The sequence below is a fragment of the Nitrincola sp. A-D6 genome (assembly GCF_000764495.1).
GTDB lineage: Bacteria > Pseudomonadota > Gammaproteobacteria > Pseudomonadales > Balneatricaceae > Nitrincola.
Window position 1 is genome coordinate 32,427 of the sequence record NZ_JRLB01000042.1, and the last position, 25,417, is coordinate 57,843.

28 protein-coding genes and 1 pseudogene are annotated in these 25,417 nt (G+C 49.4%); 2 read left to right on the forward strand and 27 right to left on the reverse strand.

All coding sequences use genetic code 11. The features are described from left to right. Positions 1-100 precede the first annotated feature (100 nt). The 7 genes and pseudogenes from fabF to LH51_RS08280 form a co-directional block, all read right to left on the reverse strand. Entirely contained in the window at positions 101-1,339 is a 1,239-nt protein-coding gene (fabF, locus tag LH51_RS08250; protein ID WP_036521412.1) for a beta-ketoacyl-ACP synthase II, read from the reverse strand. Between the two features lie 96 nt (positions 1,340-1,435). Beyond that, positions 1,436-1,669 (reverse strand): acyl carrier protein, encoded by a 234-nt coding sequence (gene acpP / locus LH51_RS08255; protein ID WP_010323864.1) that lies wholly within the window; start codon positions 1,667-1,669, stop codon positions 1,436-1,438. A gap of 167 nt (positions 1,670-1,836) precedes the next feature. After that, positions 1,837-2,579 (reverse strand): annotated as a pseudogene (gene fabG / locus LH51_RS08260) (3-oxoacyl-ACP reductase FabG). A 22-nt stretch (positions 2,580-2,601) separates the two neighbouring features. Further along, on the reverse strand, positions 2,602-3,537 hold the full coding sequence (gene fabD / locus LH51_RS08265) for an ACP S-malonyltransferase (protein WP_036521414.1): 936 nt from the start codon (positions 3,535-3,537) through the stop codon (positions 2,602-2,604). 95 nt (positions 3,538-3,632) lie between these two features. After that, positions 3,633-4,661 carry a phosphate acyltransferase PlsX gene (gene plsX / locus LH51_RS08270; protein WP_081960735.1) on the reverse strand — a complete coding sequence of 343 codons (1,029 nt, stop codon included), beginning with the start codon at positions 4,659-4,661 and terminating at the stop codon, positions 3,633-3,635. A gap of 2 nt (positions 4,662-4,663) precedes the next feature. After that, on the reverse strand, positions 4,664-4,846 hold the full coding sequence (rpmF, locus tag LH51_RS08275; RefSeq protein ID WP_036521416.1) for a 50S ribosomal protein L32: 183 nt from the start codon (positions 4,844-4,846) through the stop codon (positions 4,664-4,666). A gap of 16 nt (positions 4,847-4,862) precedes the next feature. Beyond that, positions 4,863-5,387 carry a YceD family protein gene (locus LH51_RS08280; RefSeq protein ID WP_036521418.1) on the reverse strand — a complete coding sequence of 175 codons (525 nt, stop codon included), beginning with the start codon at positions 5,385-5,387 and terminating at the stop codon, positions 4,863-4,865. 118 nt (positions 5,388-5,505) lie between these two features. Between LH51_RS08280 and LH51_RS08285 the strand changes: the two genes are divergently transcribed. Next, positions 5,506-6,087: a Maf family protein gene (locus tag LH51_RS08285; protein ID WP_036521420.1), complete on the forward strand. Its 582-nt coding sequence runs from the start codon at positions 5,506-5,508 to the stop codon at positions 6,085-6,087. Positions 6,088-6,123: 36 nt separating this feature from the next. Here the strand turns inward: LH51_RS08285 and LH51_RS08290 are convergent, their stop codons facing one another. From LH51_RS08290 to LH51_RS24725, 9 genes are all read right to left on the reverse strand, one after another. Next, on the reverse strand, positions 6,124-7,191 hold the full coding sequence (locus tag LH51_RS08290) for a S49 family peptidase (protein WP_036521421.1): 1,068 nt from the start codon (positions 7,189-7,191) through the stop codon (positions 6,124-6,126). A 23-nt stretch (positions 7,192-7,214) separates the two neighbouring features. Next, positions 7,215-7,871, reverse strand: coding sequence for an HAD-IIIA family hydrolase (locus LH51_RS08295; RefSeq protein WP_036521423.1), 657 nt, complete (start codon positions 7,869-7,871; stop codon positions 7,215-7,217). A 10-nt stretch (positions 7,872-7,881) separates the two neighbouring features. Next, a complete protein-coding gene (gene rnk, locus LH51_RS08300; RefSeq protein ID WP_036521425.1) occupies positions 7,882-8,280 on the reverse strand; it encodes a nucleoside diphosphate kinase regulator in 399 nt (132 codons plus the stop codon). A gap of 145 nt (positions 8,281-8,425) precedes the next feature. Continuing rightward, complete coding sequence (locus LH51_RS19060) at positions 8,426-8,815, reverse strand: hypothetical protein (RefSeq protein ID WP_052063586.1); 390 nt, start codon at positions 8,813-8,815, stop codon at positions 8,426-8,428. A 47-nt stretch (positions 8,816-8,862) separates the two neighbouring features. Then, on the reverse strand, positions 8,863-9,450 hold the full coding sequence (locus tag LH51_RS08310; protein WP_036521427.1) for a DNA-J related domain-containing protein: 588 nt from the start codon (positions 9,448-9,450) through the stop codon (positions 8,863-8,865). A 33-nt stretch (positions 9,451-9,483) separates the two neighbouring features. Further along, complete coding sequence (locus tag LH51_RS08315) at positions 9,484-9,975, reverse strand: putative 4-hydroxy-4-methyl-2-oxoglutarate aldolase (protein WP_036521430.1); 492 nt, start codon at positions 9,973-9,975, stop codon at positions 9,484-9,486. A gap of 66 nt (positions 9,976-10,041) precedes the next feature. Next, entirely contained in the window at positions 10,042-11,331 is a 1,290-nt protein-coding gene (locus LH51_RS24715) for a (Fe-S)-binding protein (protein ID WP_442934823.1), read from the reverse strand. After that, positions 11,294-12,130 carry an FAD-linked oxidase C-terminal domain-containing protein gene (locus LH51_RS24720; RefSeq protein ID WP_442934824.1) on the reverse strand — a complete coding sequence of 279 codons (837 nt, stop codon included), beginning with the start codon at positions 12,128-12,130 and terminating at the stop codon, positions 11,294-11,296. Before LH51_RS24720 ends, LH51_RS24715 begins: the two co-directional genes overlap by 38 nt. Continuing rightward, positions 12,049-13,098, reverse strand: coding sequence for an FAD-binding oxidoreductase (locus LH51_RS24725; RefSeq protein ID WP_442934825.1), 1,050 nt, complete (start codon positions 13,096-13,098; stop codon positions 12,049-12,051). The genes LH51_RS24720 and LH51_RS24725 overlap by 82 nt, the downstream gene beginning before the upstream one ends. A 234-nt stretch (positions 13,099-13,332) precedes the next feature. Between LH51_RS24725 and LH51_RS08325 the strand changes: the two genes are divergently transcribed. Next, positions 13,333-14,460 carry an MltA domain-containing protein gene (locus LH51_RS08325; RefSeq protein ID WP_036521431.1) on the forward strand — a complete coding sequence of 376 codons (1,128 nt, stop codon included), beginning with the start codon at positions 13,333-13,335 and terminating at the stop codon, positions 14,458-14,460. A gap of 94 nt (positions 14,461-14,554) precedes the next feature. On the opposite strand, the gene LH51_RS08330 is transcribed toward LH51_RS08325, so the two are convergent. From LH51_RS08330 to LH51_RS08375, 11 genes are all read right to left on the reverse strand, one after another. Next, positions 14,555-16,180, reverse strand: coding sequence for a methyl-accepting chemotaxis protein (locus LH51_RS08330; protein WP_052063587.1), 1,626 nt, complete (start codon positions 16,178-16,180; stop codon positions 14,555-14,557). A gap of 136 nt (positions 16,181-16,316) precedes the next feature. Continuing rightward, complete coding sequence (locus tag LH51_RS08335) at positions 16,317-17,555, reverse strand: saccharopine dehydrogenase family protein (protein ID WP_036521433.1); 1,239 nt, start codon at positions 17,553-17,555, stop codon at positions 16,317-16,319. Positions 17,556-17,598: 43 nt separating this feature from the next. Continuing rightward, positions 17,599-17,832 (reverse strand): hypothetical protein, encoded by a 234-nt coding sequence (locus LH51_RS22470; protein WP_235263614.1) that lies wholly within the window; start codon positions 17,830-17,832, stop codon positions 17,599-17,601. Further along, complete coding sequence (locus LH51_RS08340; RefSeq protein WP_235263615.1) at positions 17,829-18,695, reverse strand: carboxynorspermidine decarboxylase; 867 nt, start codon at positions 18,693-18,695, stop codon at positions 17,829-17,831. The genes LH51_RS22470 and LH51_RS08340 overlap by 4 nt, the downstream gene beginning before the upstream one ends. Before the next feature lie 108 nt (positions 18,696-18,803). After that, the gene (locus tag LH51_RS19065; protein WP_052063588.1) at positions 18,804-19,376 is read right to left on the reverse strand and encodes a PH domain-containing protein; all 573 of its coding nucleotides are present in this window, start codon (positions 19,374-19,376) and stop codon (positions 18,804-18,806) included. Between the two features lie 56 nt (positions 19,377-19,432). Continuing rightward, positions 19,433-20,497, reverse strand: a complete 1,065-nt coding sequence (locus LH51_RS08350) for a hypothetical protein (RefSeq protein ID WP_036521434.1) — start codon at positions 20,495-20,497, stop codon at positions 19,433-19,435. A 28-nt stretch (positions 20,498-20,525) separates the two neighbouring features. After that, complete coding sequence (locus tag LH51_RS08355) at positions 20,526-21,755, reverse strand: FAD-dependent oxidoreductase (RefSeq protein WP_052063589.1); 1,230 nt, start codon at positions 21,753-21,755, stop codon at positions 20,526-20,528. A 66-nt stretch (positions 21,756-21,821) separates the two neighbouring features. Beyond that, the gene (locus LH51_RS08360; RefSeq protein ID WP_036521436.1) at positions 21,822-22,517 is read right to left on the reverse strand and encodes an aspartate/glutamate racemase family protein; all 696 of its coding nucleotides are present in this window, start codon (positions 22,515-22,517) and stop codon (positions 21,822-21,824) included. After that, on the reverse strand, positions 22,514-23,605 hold the full coding sequence (locus tag LH51_RS08365; protein ID WP_052063590.1) for a toxic anion resistance protein: 1,092 nt from the start codon (positions 23,603-23,605) through the stop codon (positions 22,514-22,516). The genes LH51_RS08360 and LH51_RS08365 overlap by 4 nt, the downstream gene beginning before the upstream one ends. Continuing rightward, positions 23,602-24,525: a hypothetical protein gene (locus LH51_RS08370; protein ID WP_052063591.1), complete on the reverse strand. Its 924-nt coding sequence runs from the start codon at positions 24,523-24,525 to the stop codon at positions 23,602-23,604. Before LH51_RS08370 ends, LH51_RS08365 begins: the two co-directional genes overlap by 4 nt. A 42-nt stretch (positions 24,526-24,567) precedes the next feature. After that, complete coding sequence (locus LH51_RS08375) at positions 24,568-25,407, reverse strand: sulfurtransferase (protein WP_036521438.1); 840 nt, start codon at positions 25,405-25,407, stop codon at positions 24,568-24,570. Positions 25,408-25,417 lie beyond the last annotated feature (10 nt).

A 25,417-nucleotide genomic window follows, 5' to 3' on the forward strand; every position in this document is an offset into this window, starting at 1 on the left:
TAAGACCATGCGCCCACAGCATAGCGCGCCACGGATGGCGCTTATGCAGAGCAGTTTTTTGCCCGTACATTGTGTACATGCGCTGCTCCCGGATCGATTTTCAGAGTCGACTGAAAATCAGGGTGCCATTGGTACCACCAAAACCAAACGAATTGGACATGGCCGTATCAATCTTGCAGGTTTGCGCCTGATGCGCGACATAATTCAGATCGCACCCCTCAGACGGGTTGTCCAGATTGATCGTCGGTGGAGCTACCTTGTCCCGTATCGCCAGCACACAAAATGCGGCTTCTACGGCACCCGCTGCACCGAGCAAATGCCCGATCATCGACTTGGTGGAGCTCATACGCACCTGTTTTGCTGCGCTGCCTAACACCAGCTTGGCGGCATTAGATTCAGCTATATCACCCGCCGGAGTCGATGTTCCATGCGCATTAATATAGTGAAGCTCCTCCGGATTCATACCGGCATCACGCATGGCATTAGTCATGGATAAGGCGGCACCGGCACCATTTTCTGGTGGGGCCGTCATATGAAATGCATCGTCACTCATGCCGAACCCGGACAGTTCACAATAAATATGCGCACCACGCGCCTTGGCGCTTTCGTAGGACTCCAGTACCAGAATACCGGCACCTTCACCTAGCACAAAACCGTCGCGGTCTTTATCCCAGGGACGGCTGGCTGCCTGAGGATCATCATTACGCGTTGATAATGCACGCGCTGCCGAGAAGCCAGCAATACCCAAAGGCGTTGTGGCCATTTCAGCACCACCGGCAATCATGATATCGGCGTCACCGTATTGAATCATACGCATGGCATGACCAATATTGTGCGTGCCTGATGTACAGGCGGTAGTAATCGCTATATTCGGACCGCGAAAGCCATACTTGATCGCCAGATTGCCAGCAATCATATTGATGATGCTGCCCGGTACGAAAAAGGGTGACACTTTACGTGGACCTGATTTATTCAGGATGTTGTGTGTATTTTCAATCATCGGCAAGCCGCCGATGCCTGAACCTATCGCACAGCCGATACGGGGCGCATTCTCTTCAGTCACTTCCAGCCCGGCATCTTCAACCGCCTGGATAGCAGCCACCATGCCATACTGAATGAACAGATCCATTTTGCGTGCTTCCTTGACGCTCATATAGGGTTCCAGATCAAACGCTTTAACAGGTGCAGAGAATCGAGTAGCAAACGCAGACGTATCAAAATGCTCGATATTCTGAGCTCCACTTTTACCGGCTAGAATACTGTCCCACGCCTCCTTTACAGTGTTACCAACCGGTGTTAACAGACCCAGGCCGGTTACAACCACTTTTTTGCGAGACATCTGTTCCTCCAGAAATTCAGGCCATTAACAGAAAAGCCGCACTATATAGCGATTATATAGGTGCGGCTTTTCAACTAAACCTCAGAGACTGACTGATTACTGGTGTGCGTTGATGTAATCGATCGCCAGCTGAACGGTAGTGATTTTTTCAGCTTCCTCGTCGGGGATTTCAGTTTCGAATTCTTCTTCCAGTGCCATCACCAGCTCAACGGTGTCGAGCGAGTCTGCACCCAGGTCTTCAACGAAGGAGGCACTGTTGACCACCTCTTCTTCTTTAACACCCAGCTGCTCAGCGATGATTTTCTTAACGCGCTCTTCAATATTACTCATATCTCTTCCTATATACTTGTAGACACCATCACATCCCAAGATGCGAGACGCAATTTTATTAGAACCAATGACACACAAGCAAGCGTGTCGACCGATTTAGTTATTGCTGACGGACAATTATCAACATATCAGCACAAAAAACAATTCTTTGTTGCCGATTTGCTGATTCAGGCCATATACATGCCACCATTGACATGAATAGTTTCACCTGTTACGTAGCTTCCACCCTCACTGGCGAGGAAACCAACTACAGCGGCAACTTCTTCAGGCTCGCCCAGGCGCGCCATAGGAATCTGCCCCTGCAAAACCGTTTTATGCTCCTCAGCCAACCCGGAGGTCATATCAGTATCGATAAAACCCGGCGCAACACAATTAACCGTGATATTGCGCGTTGCGATTTCGCGTGCGAGGCACGTGAAAAACCCTCCAGGCCAGCTTTTGCCGCTGCATAGTTAGCTTGACCGGCATTACCCATAGAGGCAACTACGGAGCTGATGCTTATGATACGTCCCCAGCGCGCTTTAGTCATCCCGCGCAGACAGCTTTTTGCCAGACGGAAGTTAGCACTCAAATTGGTATTAATGACGCTATCCCACTCATCATCCTTCATGCGCATCATGATATTATCACGCGTGATGCCAGCATTATTAACCAGAATTTCCACCGCACCGAAGCGGGTGGTGATCTCTTTCAGGACAACATCAATGGATTCTGAATTAGCAACGTCCAATACCAGGCCACAGCCCGGATTTTCAGCTGCAAGCAGGTAGCTACTGATTGCCGCCGCCCCTTTTTCACTGGTTGCAGTACCAACTACGACAGCACCCTGCGCGGCGAGGTTTTCAGCAATCGCTTTGCCTATCCCGCGTGTTGCGCCGGTCACCAGCGCCACTTTACCTTCAATACTCATAAGACTCCCTGAATCCACCTGTTTAGATTAGGCTTAATGCTTTCTCAAAACTCACCACATCGGTCAAAGACACAACGTCGAGTGATTTATTAATCTTCTTATTCAGTCCGGAAAGCACCTTACCTGGCCCACACTCAATGGTAACCAGTACGCCCCGATCAACCATTGCTGACACTGAATCAGTCCACAAAACCGGGCTGTATAACTGCGCAACAAGATTTTTCCGCAGACTTTCAACTGAATCGACAACCTGAGCTGTCACATTCTGTACCACCGGCACCATCGGCATATCCAGGGCTACTGATGTCAAAGCGGCCGCCATCTCTTCAGCAATAGGCTTCATCAGACTGCAATGCGATGGAACGCTGACAGGCAAGGCAATAGCACGCTTCGCTCCCGCCGCTTTACAAGCCGCCATGGCACGCTCGACTGCCAGCTTCTCACCGGCAATAACGACCTGTCCAGGGCAGTTATAATTTACTGGAGCAACCACCTCGCCTTCAGCAGCAAGAGCACAGGCCGACTTTACCGATGCATCGTCAAGACCCAATATGGCTGCCATGGCACCTGTACCTGCAGGCACAGCCTGCTGCATCAGCTCACCGCGAAGCTTGACCAGTTTCACACCAGCCTCCAGTGACATGGCACCCGCACAAACCAGTGCAGAATATTCGCCCAAACTATGCCCGGCCATCACAGCGGGTGTCGCACCACCTTGCTGCTCCCACAGGCGCCAGAGTGCAACACTGGCGGTCAGCAAAGCAGGCTGAGTAACCTCAGTAGAATTAAGTTGCTCTTCTGGTCCAGCCTGAACCAACTCCCAGAGATTATAACCCAAAGCCGTTGAAGCCTCTGCAAAAGTCTCTTCTATTACAGGGTGGGCTGCTGCCAGTTCAGACAACATACCAACCTGTTGAGAGCCTTGCCCAGGAAACACAAAAGCCAGCGCTTGCGACATAGTATCCTCATAACAACAGATCAAAGATGGATAGCCGATTATAGTTCCGGCTTTAAAAAACTATAGTGTACAACATTGTGCGCCGAGTTAAACGTTCAGGCAGGGTTCTGCTGTAACTGTTGTGCCAGTCTCTCAACAATTCGTGACGGCACATTCAGTCTCGCATCCGTGATCGCCTGTGCCAGAGCGGCCTCAAAGTGACGCTGCCCTGCACCTCCATGACTTTTAACCACCACCCCTTGCAACCCCAGCAAACTGGCACCATTTCGCTGACCGGGGTCAATTTGTTGCTGCAACTCTTTGAGCACAGGCTGTGCAAGCACACCCAGCAGGCGCCGGTACAGATTACGGGTAAAACTCTTGCGCAGCTTTCCTGCAATCAGACGCGCCAGGCCCTCGCTGCTCTTGAGGGCAATATTACCGGTAAAGCCATCACAAACAATTACATCGGCACGGTCACTGAAAACCTCATCACCTTCGATAAAACCGATATAGTTCAGATTGCCGCGTTCCTGAATCAGCCGAGAGGCCAGCTTGACCTGCTCATTACCCTTAATTTCTTCACTTCCAATGTTCAGCAGCGCAACGCGCGGCGCTGATTTACCCTCAACCGCCGATACCATGGCAGAGCCCATCAGCGCGAACTGCAACAGATGCTCTGCACTACAATTCACATTTGCGCCCAGGTCCAGTAGATAGCAATGATCCTGTTGCGTTGGAATAGCACTGATAATGGCTGGCCGGTCAATACCCGGAAGTGTGCGCAACAGGCTACAACCCAGCACCATCAAAGCCCCGGTATTACCCGCACTGACACAAGCTGAAGCCCTGCCATCACGTACCAGTTCCAGTGCTTTATACATAGAGGAATCGCGGAGGTGACGCAAGGCATAGGAGGGCTTGTCATTCATGGTAATGACGGATGCGGTATGGATAAGCGTGATGCGTTTGGATAAATACGAGGGACAGCGTGATAACAAGGGCTCAATCTGAGACTGGTCACCCACTAGCAAAACCGTCAGATCGGATTGCTGCTTTAACAAATTGATACAGGCAGGAACAGTAACGCGGGGACCGAAGTCCCCGCCCATCGCATCTACGGCAATGCTAAGGTGTTCAGACAAGCTTACTCTTCGTCTTGCTTGTTGATAACCTGACGACCACGATAGAAACCATCTTCTGTCACGTGGTGACGACGATGTGTTTCACCGGTAGTTGCATCAACTGCCAGAGTCGGACCGCTCAGCGCATCATGCGAACGACGCATATCGCGTCTTGAACGGGATTTTTTGTTCTGCTGTACTGCCATGGTATATAGCTCCTGATTAACGCTTGCTGGTCTTGTCTTTTAGCGAGGCCAGCACACTGAAAGGGTTAGGTTTTTCTTGCTGAAGACGAACTGTTCCACTATCGCCCCAGGATGTCTTGATTGAGCAGTCCTCGTGCATGGGCACGGAAGGCAAGCTCAGGATCAATTCATCCTCAACGATCGGTAACAACTCCACATCATCGTCTTCAACGAGTAGCGGGTCGTAGTACCGCGGCAGGTTTTTGGCCTGCTCATCATTGAGAACTACGGCCAGATTTACATCTGCCCTTACATCAATACCAACCGGCTCAAGGCAACGCTGGCAGGTCATAAACACCTGACCCCTGGCTTTACCTGATACGGTTCGCAGATGCTGTTCATCTACTGCAAAACTCAACGTTACATTTACTCTGCCCTGCTCGCTGCATAAAAAAGAAGCAAGGCGAGGCATCGCTGAAATTTCAGCGATGCCAGTAATTTGCGCTTCCCGCTCAGCAAGTTTGCGCGGATCAGCTTTTTTCGGTAATGGACCGTTCGACATAAGCGCGCAATTCTAGGCATTGCGATGGCGTCTGTCAAAGGGATTCAGGGGTTTCATTCAAGAAAAATGTCGATACTATAAGCAATAACTCTGAATACTCTGTGTAAAAGGCCTGAAAATGGACAAAACCCTCGTTTTAGCATCCAGCTCACCCTATCGTCGTGAAATTCTGGATAAGCTTGGTTTCGCCTATCGCTGCAAAAAACCCGATGTTGATGAAACCCCCTTACCCACCGAATCAGCAGAAGCATTGGTCGCCAGACTGGCTGAAAGCAAGGCCCGCTCACTAGCCGGACACTTTCATAACGCACTGATTATCGGCTCTGATCAGGTTGCTGTGCTTGATGGCCAGATTATCGGCAAACCAGGCACCAAAGCCAAGGCCGTGGAACAGTTACACAATGCTTCAGGACGCTGCGCAACCTTCCTGACAGGATTGAGCCTGTATAATACCGAAACCCGGCAGGCACAGGTCGACGTAGTCCCTTTCAAAGTATACTTTCGCCACCTCAGTGACACCATGATAGATCGCTACCTTGAACGCGAGCAGCCTTTTAATTGTGCAGGCAGCTTTAAGTCCGAAGCTCTGGGAATTGTATTATTTGACAAACTTGAGGGAGATGACCCCAACACCCTGATCGGCCTGCCCTTGATACGCCTGGTACGTATGCTGGAACAGGAAGGTATTGAGGTTCTGTAGTACTCATAAGTAGTACTAACGGACAGTACTAACCGGTCACTGCAAGCGCGGTGACCAGTACTCTACCATTTGGGTGGAAAGATGCTTGGCAAAAGACACGCCCAAGCGATCAACCAGTCTGTCAAAGGAGGATGGCTGATAGGTGTAGTCTACCAGACGATCGATTTTAACCAGTTCACGCGCAACATAGCTGGAACTACCTAATCCATCAATCAACCCCAGTTCCAATGCTTGTTCGCCGCTCCAGACTAGTCCGGTGAACAAGCGCGCTTCATCAGACAAACGCTCTCCACGACCCTGTTTCACTTCGTTGATAAATTGCCGGTGCGTTGTTTCCAACACAGATTCCCAAAACTCGGTTTCATCTTCTCGCTGAGGACTGAATGGATCAAGGAAGGCTTTATTCTCACCCGAGGTCATAATACGCCGCTCGATACCCATTTTATCGATCAAATCAACGAAACCGAAACCGGAGGCAGTCACACCAATGGAACCTACCAGACTGGCTTTGTCAGCATAAATTTCATCTGCAGCGACAGCTATGTAATAACCACCTGAAGCCCCTATATCAGCAATCACCGCATAGACTTTTTTGTCCGGATGCAGTCCTTTTAAGCGAACAATCTCATCATTGATATAGCCAGCCTGTACCGGAGCACCTCCTGGGCTGTTAATTCGCAGAATAATGGCCCGGCTCTGATTTGATGAGAAGGCTCGACGAAGGGCAGTAATAATATTATCTGCACTGGCATCTGCACCATCAGCAATAATGCCCCGTACTTCAATGAGAGCGACATGCGGTTGCCGGTCAACCGCCTCTTTAGCACCACTAAAATCACGCCCCATAAGAAAAAAGGCCAGCAGTGCGAACAAATAAATAAAGGTCAGCGACTTGAAGAAAATACCCCAACGCCGTGAACGACGCTGCTCGACATTCAGACTGGAGACAATTTTTTCAATCAACCGCCATTCTTTACTCTTCTCCGTCTGCGCAGACGCTTGATCCAGAGCCTGCTTTACCTTGGCATCTGCTTTGGGTTCTTCAGACAACAGCTCAGGCGGTGACTCTTTTTTATCCGGATCATCCCAATGATTATTACTCACGTACCACTCCTTAAAAGGGTTATTCAGCTGGCTTTATGACGCAGCAACCAGCTCCCAAGTTCCGCAAACTGATGCACTTCCAGTACCGGATTCCAGCGGGACAAACGGTCAATATGGTGTGCACCATAACTCACAGCCACTGTATCTATTCCTGCTCGCTGCCCCATCTCAAGATCATATTCTGTATCACCGATCATCAAGGCGCGCCGGGGATCAACATCTGTCACCAAAAGAATCTCTTCAAGCATACAAGGATCCGGTTTAGATGCGGTTTCATCGGCACATTTGGTGATTTCAAACAGCGGCGCAAGGCCGGTGTCGGATAGCACCCGATCCAGACCACGACGGCTTTTACCCGTTGCAACTGCCAGCCGAAACCCTTCACCCTGCAGCTGTTCAAGAGTATCTCTTACACCTGGAAACAGGTTGGATCGGGTGGGATCGGCTGACAAAAAATGCTGCACATAACGCTCACGCATAGCCAACACCAAGGTTTCATCCTGGTCCGGATATAGCATGCGGATGGCTTCAGGCAAACCCAGTCCGATGATATTTCTAACAGCAGCATCTTCCGGCACATCGATACATAGATCCAACGCAGCTGACTGCATGCTGCCGATGATACTGGCCTCGGAATCTATAATTGTGCCATCCCAATCAAAGATGAGTAAATCGTACACGCCTGCGTCCTCAGTTGCTCGGTTGCGGATTTTCAACTTTGATAATTTTAACGTGGCGATGCTTGGTATCCGGCAATTCCCAGTCAATGCGCTGCCCTACAGACAACCCCAGCAGGGCACTTCCGATAGGTGCAAAGATTGACAGGGTTTCAGGCTGTCCCTTTATCTCATGCGGATAGCAAAGCGTCAGGTGAAACTGACGGCCACTCTCTTCCACTTCAAAAGTCACTGTTGAGTTCATCCGCACTACATCATCGGGCATCTCATCTGCTTTAACCACGATAGCTCTGGCCAGCTCTTCACGCAAACTGTCATAGCTTGCATCACCCCGGTAGGGTGTTTTGTCCAGCATCCCCTCCAGCCTGTCAATATCCAGCTCAGTTACTTTGATCGGGGGTAGTTCTGACATTTTTATCTCCGTTAAAAAAACAAGGCCACCCACTTCGGATGGCCATGCTGATACATATTCACTTAAAAAAACAGGCTAGGTATAGATACGTCGATTAATGATTATGATCCATATCAACAGGTTCAGCAACTCTAGAATTACACACTTAACGCAAGCGCTCCAGTTCACTTATTAGACTCGCAGGTTCATCTGGCACCAGAGTAACTCTGACAACATCTCCCGTTGCATCAAATAGCACCATCACGCCATCAAACGCCTCATACCGGCGCACAAACACATCCCCTTCAGGTGTCCCCATATGTGCCACACGGAATTTGAAATCAGGTTCATAGTCCGAACGGACCTGGTTAAGCCGCGCCATGGCATCCATACCCGCCGGAGCATAACTTTCATACACCAGCACCACTACCGGCTTGCCCTGACCTATTACACTCAAATCCTTGGAGATGGGCTTCACACCCAGAAAGGACCACATCACCCAGCCTATCAGAACAAGGGAGACCAATATAATTGCCAGTTTTAATGATTTTGGCATGCCATATCCATATTATTAAAGCTAAGGGGTTACTTGTTCAGATGAACTCAGCGTCCAGGCAGCAGTAGCGCGACGGCTTGATTGATTTGCTTGATAGTTTCGTCATCGCCCCCACGATCCGGATGATGGCGCATTGCCATTCGCCGCCAAGCCTGCTTGATCTGTTTATCAGATGCATTTTCATCCAACTCTAACATCTCCAGCGCTTGTTGCTGCGCACAGGTTTCGGCTGGACTGCTCAATTTTGACCAAAAGCCAGCCAACATTTGTTCCAGCATGGCTTCACTGGTGTATTCCAGATGGCTTAGGTCCAGATAATAACGGCGTAACGGATCGTCAGTTATCAGCCCCTGTTGGCCTGCTTGATAGGGGAGTAAACGAATTGACAAGGTATGTATATTTAAAGACCACTGGCCTTTGGCATGCAGCTCATCACGCAAATGATACAGGCGATGAAACAGTAAAAAATGCATATGGAAGAGCTTCATCAAATCATGAAACCCATCAGCCTCCAGCTGGATATGCCCTTGCTGTTCCAGAGTTTTCAGCAATTCATGTTCGCTGATGCCTTCTGGCCTGCTTTGCAGCAGGTCCAGCAGGCTATCTGAACTGAGCCACTGCTGAGCATGGCTCATCGGAACCTCCGGTCCTTGCTTATCTGCAGCGGATTACGCATCAGCCAGTTCAAGCTTCTCAGGAGATACCAGCACACCATTATTATCCGCATAAACATACTGCCCCGGTGTAAAGGTCACGCCACCAAAAGTCAGGGGTACGTTCAGATCACCCAGGCCGCGCTTATCAGTTTTCATCGGGTGAGACCCCAACGCCTGAACCCCCAGATCCAGCTGACTGATCGCATTCACATCACGAATGCAGCCATAAATGATGATGCCTTCCCAGCCGTTTTTTTCGGCCTTTTCTGCCAGCATATCTCCGAGCATGGCTCGACGCATGGAAGCGCCTCCATCAACAACCAGCACCTTACCCTGCCCTGGCTGCGCCACTTGTTCACGCACCAGAGAATTATCTTCATAGGCTTTAATAGTGACAATTTCACCACCAAAGGCTTCACGCCCACCAAAATTGGCAAACATCGGCTCTACAACCTGGACTAATTCCGGAAACTGGTCACACAATTCTGGCAATAAATCTTCCACGTCTTATCTCCCTTATGGATTCGTATAAATTTGTTCAAAGTCTCGCTGATTTAGCCTGCAGATGCATCACAACTTTTGTACAACACTTAACAACGCCTGCACCGGATGTAGCAACATCTGATTATCCAGACGCTTTACCTGTGAACGACAGGAATAGCCTGTCGCCAACAACTGTCCTTTATGCGCCGGGCTATTAACGATTTCACTCCAGCTCAGTGCGTAAATCTCTTTGGATAATTTGTAATTCTGCGCTTCATGGCCGAAAGTTCCGGACATGCCACAGCAACCGGTTGAAAGCACTTCCAGCTCCTGACCCAGATAACCAAACAGGGTTTGCCATTGACGGATTGATGCAGCGGCAGAGGTTTTCTCGGTGCAGTGCGCCAGCAGCTTAAAGCTGTGCTGCGGCACGCTGCCTGTCAGTGGGCGCTGCTGAATCGCCTCCACCAGCCATTCCTGAATCAACATAACGTTGGGTAGGTCATCGCTGACATCCTTGTACTCTGAGCGGTAGGTCAATGTCATCGATGGGTCTATCCCCACCAGAGGCAGACCGGTTTCGTCCAGTGCTCGTAGCAGTGTGAGATTTTTCTCAGCCGCTTTGTTGAATGCCTGCATAAAGCCATGCACATGCAGGGGTTTACCATTGGGCATAAACGGAGCGACCAGTACGTTGAACCCCAGCAGACTGAGTAAATCGACCAGATCCAGAACCAGCTGCGTTTCAAAATAGCTGGTAAAGGCATCCTGAACGATCACCACACTACGGTCACGCTGCGCAGGTGTCAGAGACAGGATGGAGGCCTCCGTGGCCCAGTCGATAGAGCGCTCACGCAAGCCTTGACGCAAGCTATGGCGGCAAATAACCGGGCTATCCACCATACCAACCAGACTTTTCATGGCCGCGCGCATAAACGTATTACGCATCGCCCAGTTATAGGGCGCCGGAAAACGTGACAGGGATGGAATCATAAACTCCAGACTTCCTACCAGGTAATCCTTCATCGGACGCAGATAACGACCGTAGTAGACCTCCAGAAAACGGGCTCTGAAATCCGGTACATTCACCTTGATCGGACATTGTGCAACGCAAGACTTGCACGCCAGACACCCCATCATCGCCTCATGTACTTCATTGGAGAAATCATATTCACCACGATTTCGCCGAAAGGTATTCCTGACCCGAGCGGTTAAACCGGAAAAAACCGAGGCACCACGAATCTGCTCGGCTTCCTGATTAAGATCACTGCCCTGCTGACTCAGCAAGCGCAACCACTCCCTGATCAGGGAAGAGCGTCCTTTAGGTGAATGGATTCGCTCACGGGTTCCCTTCCAGGAAGGAGCACATGGCATCATTGGGATCATAGTTATAGCAGGCGCCATTGCCATTGCAGTTGATTGCGGATGCATAGGTATCCCGGACTTCAGCCGGGATTTGCCGATCTTGCTGTCCACGCGTAGGAACCGCATCAATTTTCAGCAACTCAGCACCCTGCTGAGTGACTGGCGTAGCAATTTTGCCCGGATTCATCTGATTGCGTGGATCGAACAGGGCTTTAATCCGCTGTAATTCCGGATACAGTGCGCCGAAAAACTCCGGTGCATATTCAGATCTGACCCCTTTACCATGCTCACCCCAGAGCAAGCCTTTGTACTGTTGGGTCAGGCGCACCACTTCATCGGTAATGCGACGAATCATCACTTCCTGCTCAGGGTCTTTCATATCCAAAGCCGGACGTACGTGCAACACACCAGCATCGACATGACCGAACATACCGTACTCCAGCTCGTGCTCATCCAGCACTCGACGAAAATCCATAATAAAATCAGCCAGATTTTCGGGTGGCACGGCAGTATCTTCAACAAAAGGCACGGGGCGCTTCGACCCTTCAGCATTGCCCAAGAGGCCAACGGCTTTCTTGCGCATGGCCCAAACCTTGTTGATTTCGGCTGCACCGTAAACTACAGAATAACCAAAGCTTTTGCCCGCTGCGCCACTGACTGAAGCCAGGTGCTGACACAGGGCATCCACCTTTTGTTTCAGCTCAGCTTCATCATCGCCGGTGTATTCAATCAGGTTAATACCACGGATAGCGGGTTCATCATCACGTTGTGGAAAATAGGCCCGCACGCTATCCCAGACGATATCGCCCATGGCAGATTCAAAACTTTTGAGTCAATGGTTTCGATTGAGGTAGGCTGCCAGTCCATCAGTGATTTGGCATCGCGCAGCGAGGATTCAAAACTGGTGTATTTTATATTCACCAGTGCGGCATATTTGGGGATCGGCAGTACATTGAGCTTGGCTTCGGCAATAAAAGCGAGCGAACCTTCTGCGCCACAAAGGATAGAGTTGAGATTGAAGCGCCCTGACTCATCGCGAATGTGCGCCAGATCATAACCGGTCAGGCAGCGGTTGAGTTTGGGAAAGCTCGATTCTATCAACACCTGGTTTTGTTGAAACAGATCATCCAGTTCACGGTGAATTTCACCGATTCGATCAGGTTGCTGCTTGATTTCAACCAGTCGCTCTTCGCTCAAAGCCCCAGAGAGCCAGCGTTCACCGCCCAGCCAGATACTATCCAGTTCCAGCACGTGGTCCCGGGTTTTACCATACAATACCGAGCCCTGACCACTGGCATCGGTATTGATCATGCCACCAATCGTGGCACGGTTGCTGGTAGACAATTCCGGAGCAAAGAACAGCCCATAGGGTTTTAGCGCCGCATTCAGCTGATCCTTAACCACACCGGCCTGGACCCGCACCCAGCGCTCATGTGGGTTAATTTCCAGAATACGATTCATGTATTTTGAACAATCGACAATCAAACCATCGGTCAGTGATTGTCCGTTGGTTCCGGTACCACCACCCCGCGCACTCAATACTATCGAGTGAAAACGCGGCTGATCAGCCAACCGGGCAATTTTTTCCAGATCAGAGACTTTCTTTGGATAGAGCACACCCTGAGGCAAAATCTGATAAATACTGTTATCCGTTGCCAGAACCACTCGGTTGGCATAATCCGGATTAAGATCGCCCTCAAAACCCTGATGACGCAGTGTATCGATAAAATCCATATACAGCGTCTGGACTGGATTGAGTTCAGCTAAGCGTGGAATCATGTAGCAGTGCCCCGTTAAAAACTATAGCTCATCATACTGGTACGCTATGATCCTGCATTGGAGCTCAAGGTTCAAATCAAAAAAGACTGTCGTTGAATAGTTTTTGTATATGTTATGTAGCACACAGGGTCATAATGCCGACACCCCATCACAATACCCAGCCCGGTAATTTGGCATTCAGCATCCGTTTGCTACACTAGGCATACAATTTAACCTCTGAGACATCATTCTCTAATGGCAACTCCTAAACATCTGGCTCTCGCCCTATCGTTACTGTTCAGTGGCAGCCTATTCGCCAGCCCAACCTTTTCACCGACCACTCAACTGCCTGCGGGTGAATGGATCGATTTAAGTGACGACCTGTGCGACGTTGCACAGCAAACGCAAAGCTATCTTTCTCAAGGCAATGCCTATGACCCTGCCGCGATTCATGGTGGCACAACGCCCTGGTTGCAAACACCGGCTGATCGCATCAAAGATACCTTAACCTTTGTCTGTGATGTGGTGAATGCAGACAAGCAGTCAGGTCGCGCTTCACGGCTTACCGATCCTGACTTTATTACCCGGCACTTTGAAATAGTGCGCTGGTCGCCTGATCAACAGCGAGCCAGCCAGCTCAGTGATGACAAGCCCTTGCTACAACGTTTACCGGCTGATCGGCTTTTATTGACTAAATACTATGTACGCCTGACCGATGGACAATCCCATCAATCCCCTGAAACACCGCATGCCCTGTATGGCCTGCCCTTTGATGAAGCCCAATTAAGCCTGGATGAAGCCGACGCTAAACAGAATCAGATCACTCGCTACCGCTACGGCAAACAAGAAATTGTGGCCAAAGAAAGCTCAAATGATCAAGCAGCTTATATGCGAAACCTTGCTCCGCCGCTTATCTGGTTGAGTAGAAGCGACCTGGAAGGTGCATTGCTTCAGGGCACAGCCGTGGTCGATGAGCCGAGTGGAGATCGCCGCTACTTTAATGTGCATCGAAATAATGGTATTGCCTATGATCGCACCCAGCGCCCCGAACAACAGCAGCGCTACTGGTACTTTAAAGAGGTTCCCGGTGTGCTGGGTTATGGTAAAGATGCCGACTACAAGATCCCCATTCGTCCGCAAGTGACTGTGGCTGGTGATATTTTTCAACTGGGCTTAGGGCGCTTAATTCTGCTAAGAACTGAGGAACATGGCGAGCCGGTATTCCGTTTAACGGTCCTGGCTGATACCGGTGGTGCCTTTCATGACAACCTGTATCAACTGGATTGGTTAAGTGGCTATTATCGCGACTGGGACGACTATTATCAGGCCAATCGGCATATCAGTGACTATGCCGATGCCTGGTTATTATTGAAGAAACAATAGAGCCGGAATCTGCGCGCCATTATCCTTGGCGCGCCAGGGTCTATCAGATTTAACTACATCGACCTGTCAGAAATCGCAATCAAACCAGGCTTCATTAAGACTTTACGCTTGCCGCGATGTTGTCTTCCAGTTGGTTCAACAGATCAACAATACCCGCTGAAATTTCGGACACCTGATCATAACAGCGTTCAGCGGCAGCAAAATCACCGGCATCCTTGTAGTTAATCGCCTCACGTACTTGAGCATGTAGCTGTTCATGCGGCTTTTCAATGGCTTTTAGTTCAGATAGCTGTCCATATTTTTCCAACCCGGCTGAGTAGTACCACTTTCCAAAAGCGCAATCATGATGTGAGACCGCTTCCTTGAGGGTCAGCGTGGCTTTACCGTCGAGAAAAGAACGCAGGCGTGTTTTCCAGGACAGATGTGCTGATTTAGCTGCACTGAGATCAACCCCCTTGACCAGGGTTTTGAAGTGCCCCAACTCATCATTGAGCTGCTGTACATGTTTACTGATCTGACCGGTAGCCGAGACAGTCTGATCGGCAAAGCTGTTGGTCCGACGCGCCTGCTCAGCAACCTTGTTGATATTGTGGTCCATATCCTGTGCAACCTGACTCTGCTCCTCAGCGGCTGTGGCAATCTGTGTATTCATATCTGAAATGACACTGACCGAGTTGACGATTTCAGCCAGCGCCTTGCCAGCATCATCAGCATGACCAACACAGCTGGCGACCTCATCATGGCTGCGCTGTATGACTTTAACGGCGGATTCCGACTGCTTTTGCAGCTGATCAATAATCACAGCGATGCTTTGGGTGGATTCCTGGGTACGTAAGGCCAGCGTACGAACTTCATCGGCTACTACGGCAAAGCCCCGCCCCTGATCACCGGCACGTGCGGCTTCGATGGCTGCATTCAAAGCGAGCAAATTAGTCTGTTCGGCAATGCCTTTAATAACATCCAGGATCTGACTGACTTTCTGACTCCCCTCTGCAAGATCAGCAATGACCTCACCTGACTCAGTCACCCGCTCAGCAACAACACGGATACTGTCAACCGTCTGATTGAGCATGGTGTGGCCATGGCCTGCTGACTTGTCGGCCTGACCAGCTGATTCGGCCGCCAGTGATGCGCTCTGCGCCACTTCCTGTACTGTGGCCGCCATTTCAGTAATGGCGGCGGCCAGCTGTTCGATCTCCTGTAACTGAATATTTGTCCCCCGGCTGGTGTCATACAGCGTGGTTGCCACCTGATCGGCACCGGTACTGACACGACTGGAGGTCTGGGTGACCTTATGCAGCAGCTCACCTATACCCAGAATAATTTCGTTATAAGCCATATAGTTCTGACCTATTTCATTGCGAGAGTTATCAATCTCTATAGGTACAGAGAAGTTGCCTTCCGCAAGAATGCGCAGGTGATCGCGCAGATTTTTTACCTGGCGCATCATCACTGTCAGGCCGAACATACGACCGAAAATCACAAATACCAATACCAGTGCAGATGAAATCATGGATGCTTTTAGCCAGTGCACTTGCGTTGGATCCAGCAGGGCAAGATAGACACACAAAATACTAAAGCCGGTAAGAAAAAACATGATGATATAGGAAAACAGAAACTGGGAGTCCAGTGTTCGCATCCCCAGAGCTGACAATATATTTTCAATCAGCTTACCGATGCGATAGCGAAAAGTGCGCTTTTGTTCGTTATATTTCAACATAGTGTATAGACCGATCAGTTTCAGGTTAAATACATGAATCTTATCTTATGTAGCTGAATTAATACAGATAACAGAAACGAATCACCCGGCAAAGGCCGGGTGATTATGGGGTAAGCGATTTTATTTAAAACGCCACTTAGAAAACCAGCGGTCTATCGCCCTGCTCGTCACGAATACGACTGGGCAGTCCCATTTCGTTCAGCAGCCCCAGGAAAGGCTGCGGCGGTAGCTGTTCAACATTGACCATCGTGCCGACATCCCAGTCACCCCTGGCAATCAATAGTGCGGCCGCCACAGGTGGCACACCCGCTGTGTAGGAGATACCCTGACTACCCACTTCATTAAAAGCGTCCAGGTGGTCAGCCACATTATAGATAAACACTTCTTTATCCTGGCCGTTTTTCGTCCCCTTGACCAGATCACCAATACAGGTTTTACCTGAGTAACCTGGTGCTAAAGATGAAGGGTCCGGTAATACAGCCTTAACCACTTTAAGCGGCACCACCTCCTGACCTTCCGCCGTTGTAACCGGTTGCTCTGACAGCAGTCCAAGGTTATTCAGCACGGTGAACACATTGATATAGTGCTCACCGAAACCCATCCAAAAACGCACATTGGGTACATTCAGATTCTGGGATAAGGAGTGCACTTCATCATGACCAGTCATATAGGTGGTTTGCTCACCTACAACCGGCAAGTCATCGGTACGCTTGACCTCAAACATTTTGTTACTGGTCCATTGGCTGTTCTGCCAGGACCAGACCTGCCCGGTAAATTCACGAAAGTTTATTTCCGGATCAAAGTTGGTGGCAAAGTAACGCCCATGACTACCGGCATTCACATCGATAATATCGATGGAATCAATGGAGTCAAAGTACTCTGACACAGCCAAAGCGGCATAGGCATTCACCACTCCCGGATCAAAACCCACACCCAGAATGGCGGTAACACCCTTCTGAGCACACAACTCACGACGCTTCCACTCGTAATTATTGTACCAAGGCGGCGTTTCACAAATTTTGTCTGGATCCTCATGAATAGCTGTATCCAGATAAGCAGCACCGGTATCGATACAGGCACTGAGTACAGACATATTGATGAAGGCAGTGCCTACATTAATGACGATCTGAGAGTCGGTTTCTCTGATCAAGGCCTTGGTGGCTTCCACATCCAGTGCATCCAGTGTGAAAGCGCTAAGCTTACCCGGCACTTTCAGACTGTTTTTTTGTTTGACACTGGCAAGGATCTGTTCGCATTTAGCTACATTTCGGGATGCAATAGCTATATCACCGAGTAGGTCATTATGTTGCGCACATTTATGAGCCACTACCTGGGCCACACCTCCAGCACCGATTATCAGAACGTTTTTCTTCATTTCTTTCCTCAACTCCACTTTTCACATGGGCCGAACACAAACCTCAGGAGAGGCTATGCACAAAATCGTCGAAACTAAATTCCTTGACCAGCTCGACACGGCCATCCTCATGGCGCACTGCAATGGCGGGCATTTGCACACCATTAAACCAGTTTTTCTTAACCATGGTATAACCGGCAACGTCCTGTATTGACAGACGATCACCTGCTTTGAGTTCATGATCAAAGTTAAATTCACCAAAAATATCGCCAGCAAGACAGGACTTTCCACAAATCATGTAACTGTGGGGCCCTCATTGGGACTCATGCGCGCGCTTTGTTGGTAGATCAGCAAATCCAACATATGCGCCTCGATAGAGCTGTCTACGACAGCCAGGTGCTTACCGTTATACAGGGTATCCAGCACTGTCACCTCCAGCGTCGCTGTATCAGTGATTGCAGCCTCACCCGGCTCCAGGTAGACCTGCACGGCAAAAGTGTCAGCAAAGCGTTTCAGACGGGCACAGAAGGCATCTATCGGATAACCCTCACCAGTAAAGTGAATACCTCCACCCAGACTGACCCAGTCTAGCTGATGCAACAGATGGCCAAAGTCGGCTTCAATGCGGGTGAGCATCTGATCAAACAGGTCAAAGTCACTGTTCTCACAGTTGTTATGAAACATAAAGCCGGAGATTTTATCGATTACCCTTTCAATTTGAACCGGGTCCCACTCACCGAGGCGGCTGTAAGGTCGTGCCGGATCCGCAATGATAAAGTCAGAACTGCTCACACGGGGATTGACGCGCAGCCCTCTGACAGCCTCAGATGAAACGTCACTAAAACGCTCTAACTGACTAATTGAGTTGAATATTATCTTATCGGAGTGAGCCAGAACTTCATCAATTTCATGAGCAGCATAGGCCACACTATAGGCATGAGTTTCACCGGGAAACTTCAGCTTTCCCAGTTTAACTTCATTCAGTGAAGAAGATGTGCTGCCATCCATGTAGCGGCTCATCAGATCAAACACCGACCAAGTGGCAAAGCACTTCAGTGCCAGCAAGGCTTTGGCACCTGATTGCTCGCGCACATAGGCAATCTTTTCCATATTGCGCAACAGTTTACTTCTATCAATCAGGTAATAGGGTGTTTGGATCATGTATAGCCATCCCCGCCTCTGCAAAGCCGTGGCTCTGCTCGGTATAAATTAAAAGGCGCGATTATAATTTAATCAAAGCGGAGGTTCGAGGAAAATAACATGAAAATTTCATGAATCCACACTGTTTTCCAGTGTTGGAATTTGACTGGACTGATTTAACAAACGCTTTTCAAGCGTTTCCTTCACCTCCAGCACTTCACTGACCGAATGCATTACCAGCTCATGACCACCACGACCAGCAACTTTGAGTGTACCGTATCCCAGTAAACGCCCAAGCAGAGACTGCTGCAGTGACACCCCATCGACTGAACGCAGCATCAGCTCATGTGTCGATACCCCCAACACACCGGATTTACTCATGATACGCACATTTGTCAGCGTGTAGCGTGTACTTAACTGTAAAACATACCGCCTGACACCATGAAACAGGAAATAGAGTCCAATCAACAGCAACAAATAGCCGGTCCACTGGGCAGGTACCGCAAATACCTGATCAAACAGCTCATTCATCATCGAGCGGTAGAGCTCCACCAGCGTCCAATCATCCCAAAATGGAATCATTGATGTAGCACTGCGGTATAATGTAAACAGCCACAGCGCAACCAGCAGATCAATACTCCCTCTTATAAGATAAAGTGGATTACGGCCGATTTTCAATACCAGCTTTTCATTCGTCAACATCGGATCTCTAATTTCCTGTTACGTGATCTATAACACTTGCTTATGTAATAACTGGTTCAGTTCACTGGCGTCAGCGTCAACTGATAAGCGCCCTGAGCAGTTTCATCATAACTTTTAGCAATAACACGGTATTCACCTGCCTCCATGTAGGATTGAATACGTGCATTCAGATCACCACCACCATCATCATCACTCAAGTAAAAACCATTACCTTCCAGCTCAAGATAGGTATCGATATCATCAGAGACCATATCAATCTGGTAATTTCCGGCTTCTGCAAGCGTCACTTGATAGACATCTTCTTTATCACTGGCCAACCTAGCACTTACAGTCTGATCAAGCTCCAGTGTCCCTGCCTGATTCTGGTATTCCATATCAGCTGCGTCACGAGAAACAACGGTCAGCGTATAAAAGCCAGCCTCTTCGCTGTATGAGCTCACGGTCAGTTGGTACTCTCCTGCTTCAAGATGTTCACGGATACGTGCATCAAGGTTGTTACCACCATCATCATCTTCAGTGCGATAGCCGTTTGATCCCTGCAACACCAGGAAAGAATCTATTTCATCAGATTGCATATCTATCTGATAAAAACCACTTTCTTCAATGGTCAGCACATAATGTCCGGTTTCATCTTGCTGTAACCAATTACGAATATCAGCGGGCACAGTAAGCAGATCAGTATCACTCAACTCCACTTCACGCAAATCCAAAGTAAACGGACCGTAGCTATCGGCATCCTGACCACTGACAACCAGCGTATAGTCTCCTGGCTGCTCTACGCGATAGCGCAACAAAGGTGCACTGGCAAGCAACTCAGCATTGCTATTGAATAAAGACAACATACCCTCAAGGCTGCCTTTCAGTTCAACTTCAACCAGCTTATCGGTATTTAATGGGAGTTGAAACTCACTGAAACGGCTACCATCCTTGCGATTAAGGGCACTCTGCGAAGTCAACTCACCGCGCTGAGATTCGCCTAACTGCAAAGTCGGAATAACTGGTGTATCGGGTACGGACTCCTCAACCACAGGAGCTGACGAGTTGACTTGCCAGCCAATCAAAACACCTACAGCCAGACTGCCCAAACCGGTTAAAACGAGAGGGGTACTTAACTTGCTCATAATTTATCCTTAAAGATCAGCAAACACCTTAACGGCAGAGAGCAACAACGGCGTGAGCAGAGCTGACGGCTGACTCAAGTAAAGGCACGCCTTCATGAGCCCAGGAACCACAGAAAAATACCCGTCGGTCCGGCTGCTGATGCAGTTGTTGCAGTTTTATCTGAGCCTGTTCTGTACCCGCATGGACTACTGCACGCTGCAGCGGGATTTGCGCCAAAACAGTCTTAGGCTCAGGATTATATAACGGATTCCAAGTCTGAAACACTGGGGAAGCGTTAACTAGTGAAGGTTCCACGGCATTAACCCAAACCGTAAACATCGGTTTTAATAAGCGTGCATCCATCTGAAAATTCAGAGCGGTCCAATCACTGCGCTGCTCAGGCATAAAGCGCTGATCCTGGTGCACCCAGAGCACGCCGGAATCGAAACGTATCGCCTGAAGTATTTCCAGCTCTTCCGCAAAGGCTTCTGGATCGAGAAAGTGCAAATGATTAGCCTGGGTAGCAACAATCACGCGATCATACAACCCGCCCTCTCCACGCTCATTCTCTACCTGCACCTTATCATCGCAATAGGTCACTCTAGTTACAGGGCTTTCAGCATGCAGAGTAACCCCCTCAGAAAGCGCCTTAACCAAGGCAGTAGACCCACCCTTAATACGACAAAGACTGTCATTGCGCATAATACTATCCAGTAACTGCAACAACTGTAAGGCTGGCCAGGCAAGCAAGTGCTTTTCATCACAGGTACAAATGGTTGTGAGTATCGGCAGCATCAACCCGCGCCAGAACTTCGGAGAAAAAGACTGCTTTTCAAGCACTTCTTCGAGTGTCAGGTTTGTCTTCTCCTGCTCTAACTGACGTGTCAATTGAACCAGTTGCCGCAACCCCAATCCGATCTGGATCGCATTAAAATCAAGATAGCGCCATGACCCAACAAACGGTTGATTTAAAAGAGGAAGTTCACCACTACGAAACCAGGTACTCTGGTTAAGCCAGCTACAGGAGGTGAAGGTTTTTATGGCAAAGAAATCGACCCCAACCTCCTTGGCTAGCGCGGTGGCATTAGGCCAGGCGTCCGGGCTCATAACACGCAAGGGAACATCTATTACACCCTGCTCAAATTCCAGGGTATGAGCAGCCATACCGAAGTCTTTTTCAGACTCAAAAACAGTCACCTCATGCCCGCGCTTGGTGCAACCATATGCGGCTGTCAGCCCAGCCATGCCACTACCAATAACTGCAATACGATAGGTCATTACCAACCCTTGTTAACGACTATAAATAATGGCCAGAATCAGCAAAACTAATCCACCTCAGCCAACTCAAGATTGATTCAGTGCCCAGACAACAGCCTGTTGTGCATGTATCAGTGTCGTGTCATAAAGAGGGATGACTGTATCGGCTTGATGTATCAGCAGCCCGATTTCAGTACACCCCAGAATAACGGCTTCAGCGCCTTCACCTACCATTCGCTCCATGACCTCCAGGTAAGCCTGACGGGATCCTGACTTGATCACGCCCCGGCACAGTTCGTTATATATAATCTCATGAACACGCTGGCGATCGGCGACGTCTGGGATAACCACCCGAATACCTTGCGCTTCCAGGCGCTCTCTATAGAAAGACTCTTCCATAGTGAATCGAGTTCCCAATAGCCCCACACTTGTCACACTATCTGCTTTTAGTGAAGCTGCTGTAGCATCGGCAAGGTGTAGAATCGGAATATTAACAGCCTGCGCTATTCGAGGGGCGACCTTATGCATGGTATTGGTACAGATCACCAGAAAATCAGCACCACCCGCTTCCAGGGAACGCGCCGCCCCTATCAATATTTCAGCCAGCCGATCCCAGTCACCCTGGTGCTGCAGAGCCTCAATCTCAGCAAAATCCACGCTATAAAGAAGTACCCGGGCGGAATGCAAGCCACCCAGCGCCTGTTTTACACCTTCGTTTACAGCACGATAATAGGTATTAGTCGATTCCCAACTCATGCCACCCAGCATGCCAATCATCTTCATACGGAACGTCCTTTGCCAGTTAACGCCTGCATCCGCCGAATCTGATCTTGCATAGTCGGCAGTGCTTGCTGGCGGAAATTAGATAAATCATCCAATGCCCCCTGCATCTCTTCAAAGGCCTGCTCGAGCACTTGCATATCCAGTTGTGCTGAGGCCGCACGCTGCTGAATACTGACCCCCTGTTGGCGTAAAGCCTGTGCTGTACCCGCTATCATCTCATTCGTAGTGTCATTGAGCGCATCGATATGATCAAGCACCAACTTCTGATTAGACAGAGCCAATGCCACCGTAACAGCAACCCGCAGTGCAGACAAGGTCACATTCAAGGCTCGATCAACCCCTCGGATCAGTTCACGATTATTGCGAATAATCACTTCTACAGCGAGTATGCCCTGCTGACATACGGCTTGTTGCTGCTGTAAATCCAGAATGCGCTGACGTAATGGAAACAGCAATTCTTCTTCAACAAAAACCTTATCATTACCAGGTAGTTCATTACTTTCTACATACTCACTAAGCTGTTCATCTACCATCTGCCCCAACAACGCAAAATGTTCCAAAGACCCCAGCGCGGTACGCATATCCTGCTGATCATGACTCAGGGTGACATTGTCTCGATGCAACCTGTCACGGCCGGACTCCAATCCCTTGATGAGTGCATTAAAAGTATCCTGCGCGGTTTCGAAACGCTTAAAATAACGTTTCACTGGTGACTGCAGCAACGACATCCGACTAAGAAAGCCAGTTAGCCCCTTAGGCTCAAGTGCCTTCTGGTCAGGTTTCAATTGCTGCATCAACGCACGTAACTGATTAAGCGACGCAATTACATCAGTACTCCCCTCACCTTGAGCACCAAGCTGTTCCAGCGGTGTATTGAGCAAGTGAGTGAGTCGTGCTGATTCAGCCTGCACCTCCAGACCCAGCTGATCTATCTGCTCGCGCTGACTATCGACTGCCTCGTCGAATAAATTTTGTACGAACTCTTGGGCCTCGACTTTAAGAGGCTGCGGATCGAACCCTAGAGCACCCTGGTCCAACTCTTTGGCAATCTGCTCCGGTGAAGGTAGCGACAGGGGTTTTTCAGTCATGATGATTTCCGTGAGTTAGGTGTATGTTCATAGCGAGAGACACGCTGATTAAATAGCTCCAGTGCCTGCATCACTTTATCGGCTTCGGTAATACCGGAATCCTGGGTTTGTAGTTGCATTAACGCCATACTGGTCGTATCCAGTATTGTTAACGTCTTCTCATTATCCGCCTGCAATTGTGCTTGCTGTTGGTTAATACTATTAACTATGTTCCAGCGCGCTTGCAACGCATCTCTTTCTGCCTGCGGCGTGGTCTGATTATCGAGTTTTCTGCGAATGAACTCAGGATCCAGTGCCAGACACTGCTGCTGTAGATCAGCTTGACGCTCCAATCGACGAATTACGCTAAGATAAACGTCCTGAATCAGTGCTTGTGCGCGCTGCATTGCCAGCTCACCCGGTTGAAAACGCTGCTCCAATATAGTTTGTAATTTGATATAGCGGGTATAAAAACGATCCGGCTGCGAGATATCAGCTTGCACTTGCTTGAGTCGCCGTTTGATTACTTGCAGTTTAGCCACGAGTGGATCAGCCAGAGCTGCTGCATCATCGAGATCCAGACTGTTAGTTGCACGCTCCTGTTGCCAGACTTTCTGCTCTGCCTTGACACGCTTTTCGTGCCGCCGTTGCTTAAACCTATCGATATAACCCCTTAAGCCACGCTCTCCCGGTATCCAGACAAACAAAATACCCAACCCTGACAACCAGCCCGCTAAACTGGGGCCAAAGCCACCCCACAAGGAGGTAAGGCCAAGTAACAAACACAGAAATGGCAACGCAAAGGCATAGCGTTTGATCACTCGGATGCGATCAGCCCGCCCACCAGGTAACACCAACATCGGGTTCAGCAAGCCTGTCAACAGCCAGGGGCCGCACATAATAAACAGGCCAATCGAAAAACCCTGTAGAAATGACAGCATTTCGCTTCCTTATCTATTTGAGAGTAAAACCAGCACTACAGCTCAATTTATCGGCAATCGATGATTAGCACCCCACTCGCTCCATGAAGCATCATATAAACACAGCGACTGATACTCGGCAATGGCGGCAGCAAGTAATACGATACAAGCCGTAATCCCTGAACCACAAGAAAAAACCAGCCGGGTGTTGGGCCGAACTCCACTCGCGGCAAATTTTTCAGCAAGTATTGATGCAGCGGCAAAGCGATGGCCCTGCATCAGATCAAGAAACGGCAGGTTAATGGAACCTGGGATATGACCGCCTCGCAGGCCAGCCCGGGGTTCTGGTGCCTGACCATAAAAACGTGCCTGAGAACGGGCATCCACTATTTGAGTCGTTGGAACTTCCAATTTACTCAGTAGTTGTTCGCAGGAGCAAACCCGCTGTGCCTGAAAGCACCCTTGAATATTGCCCTGTTGTGAAGCGATAGTAAGCACTGAGCCGGTGGCATGACCCTGTCGCTGCCACTCTGGCAAGCCACCATCAAGCACATAAACCTGTTCATGCCCCATGATACGAAACATCCACCAGGCTCGTGGTGCGGCATAAATCCCCTGATTATCATAGATCACAATCACACTATCCGTATTGATACCCAGCGCTTGCGCCTGTTGAGTAAATACAGTTTCTGATGGCAGGGTATGCGGCAGTGAGCTGTTTGAATCAATAAACCGGTTTTCCAAATCACACTGACGTGCGCCCGGAATAAAGCACGGCTGTTCATAGACAAGCGGTGTCATACCGACCACCTTGTCCATACTGGCATCCAGCAATATCAGCTTTGGATCATCCAGGTTTTGCACCAGCCATTCAACAGATACCAGGGGTGAAGCAGAGTACATACTTATCTCC

Coding starts and splice junctions, on each gene's coding strand:
- fabF (WP_036521412.1), bottom strand. CDS start 1,339: ATGTCTCGCAAAAAAGTGGTTGTAACCGGCCTGGGTCTGTTAACACCG.
- acpP (WP_010323864.1), bottom strand. CDS start 1,669: ATGAGTAATATTGAAGAGCGCGTTAAGAAAATCATCGCTGAGCAGCTG.
- fabD (WP_036521414.1), bottom strand. CDS start 3,537: ATGTCGCAAGCGCTGGCTTTTGTGTTTCCTGGGCAAGGCTCTCAACAG.
- rpmF (WP_036521416.1), bottom strand. CDS start 4,846: ATGGCAGTACAGCAGAACAAAAAATCCCGTTCAAGACGCGATATGCGT.
- LH51_RS08280 (WP_036521418.1), bottom strand. CDS start 5,387: ATGTCGAACGGTCCATTACCGAAAAAAGCTGATCCGCGCAAACTTGCT.
- LH51_RS08285 (WP_036521420.1), top strand. CDS start 5,506: ATGGACAAAACCCTCGTTTTAGCATCCAGCTCACCCTATCGTCGTGAA.
- rnk (WP_036521425.1), bottom strand. CDS start 8,280: ATGTCAGAACTACCCCCGATCAAAGTAACTGAGCTGGATATTGACAGG.
- LH51_RS19060 (WP_052063586.1), bottom strand. CDS start 8,815: ATGCCAAAATCATTAAAACTGGCAATTATATTGGTCTCCCTTGTTCTG.
- LH51_RS08310 (WP_036521427.1), bottom strand. CDS start 9,450: ATGAGCCATGCTCAGCAGTGGCTCAGTTCAGATAGCCTGCTGGACCTG.
- LH51_RS24715 (WP_442934823.1), bottom strand. CDS start 11,331: ATGATGCCATGTGCTCCTTCCTGGAAGGGAACCCGTGAGCGAATCCAT.
- LH51_RS24720 (WP_442934824.1), bottom strand. CDS start 12,130: ATGGGCGATATCGTCTGGGATAGCGTGCGGGCCTATTTTCCACAACGT.
- LH51_RS24725 (WP_442934825.1), bottom strand. CDS start 13,098: ATGATTCCACGCTTAGCTGAACTCAATCCAGTCCAGACGCTGTATATG.
- LH51_RS08325 (WP_036521431.1), top strand. CDS start 13,333: ATGGCAACTCCTAAACATCTGGCTCTCGCCCTATCGTTACTGTTCAGT.
- LH51_RS08330 (WP_052063587.1), bottom strand. CDS start 16,180: ATGTTGAAATATAACGAACAAAAGCGCACTTTTCGCTATCGCATCGGT.
- LH51_RS08335 (WP_036521433.1), bottom strand. CDS start 17,555: ATGAAGAAAAACGTTCTGATAATCGGTGCTGGAGGTGTGGCCCAGGTA.
- LH51_RS22470 (WP_235263614.1), bottom strand. CDS start 17,832: ATGATTTGTGGAAAGTCCTGTCTTGCTGGCGATATTTTTGGTGAATTT.
- LH51_RS08340 (WP_235263615.1), bottom strand. CDS start 18,695: ATGATCCAAACACCCTATTACCTGATTGATAGAAGTAAACTGTTGCGC.
- LH51_RS19065 (WP_052063588.1), bottom strand. CDS start 19,376: ATGTTGACGAATGAAAAGCTGGTATTGAAAATCGGCCGTAATCCACTT.
- LH51_RS08350 (WP_036521434.1), bottom strand. CDS start 20,497: ATGAGCAAGTTAAGTACCCCTCTCGTTTTAACCGGTTTGGGCAGTCTG.
- LH51_RS08355 (WP_052063589.1), bottom strand. CDS start 21,755: ATGACCTATCGTATTGCAGTTATTGGTAGTGGCATGGCTGGGCTGACA.
- LH51_RS08360 (WP_036521436.1), bottom strand. CDS start 22,517: ATGAAGATGATTGGCATGCTGGGTGGCATGAGTTGGGAATCGACTAAT.
- LH51_RS08365 (WP_052063590.1), bottom strand. CDS start 23,605: ATGACTGAAAAACCCCTGTCGCTACCTTCACCGGAGCAGATTGCCAAA.
- LH51_RS08370 (WP_052063591.1), bottom strand. CDS start 24,525: ATGCTGTCATTTCTACAGGGTTTTTCGATTGGCCTGTTTATTATGTGC.
- LH51_RS08375 (WP_036521438.1), bottom strand. CDS start 25,407: ATGTACTCTGCTTCACCCCTGGTATCTGTTGAATGGCTGGTGCAAAAC.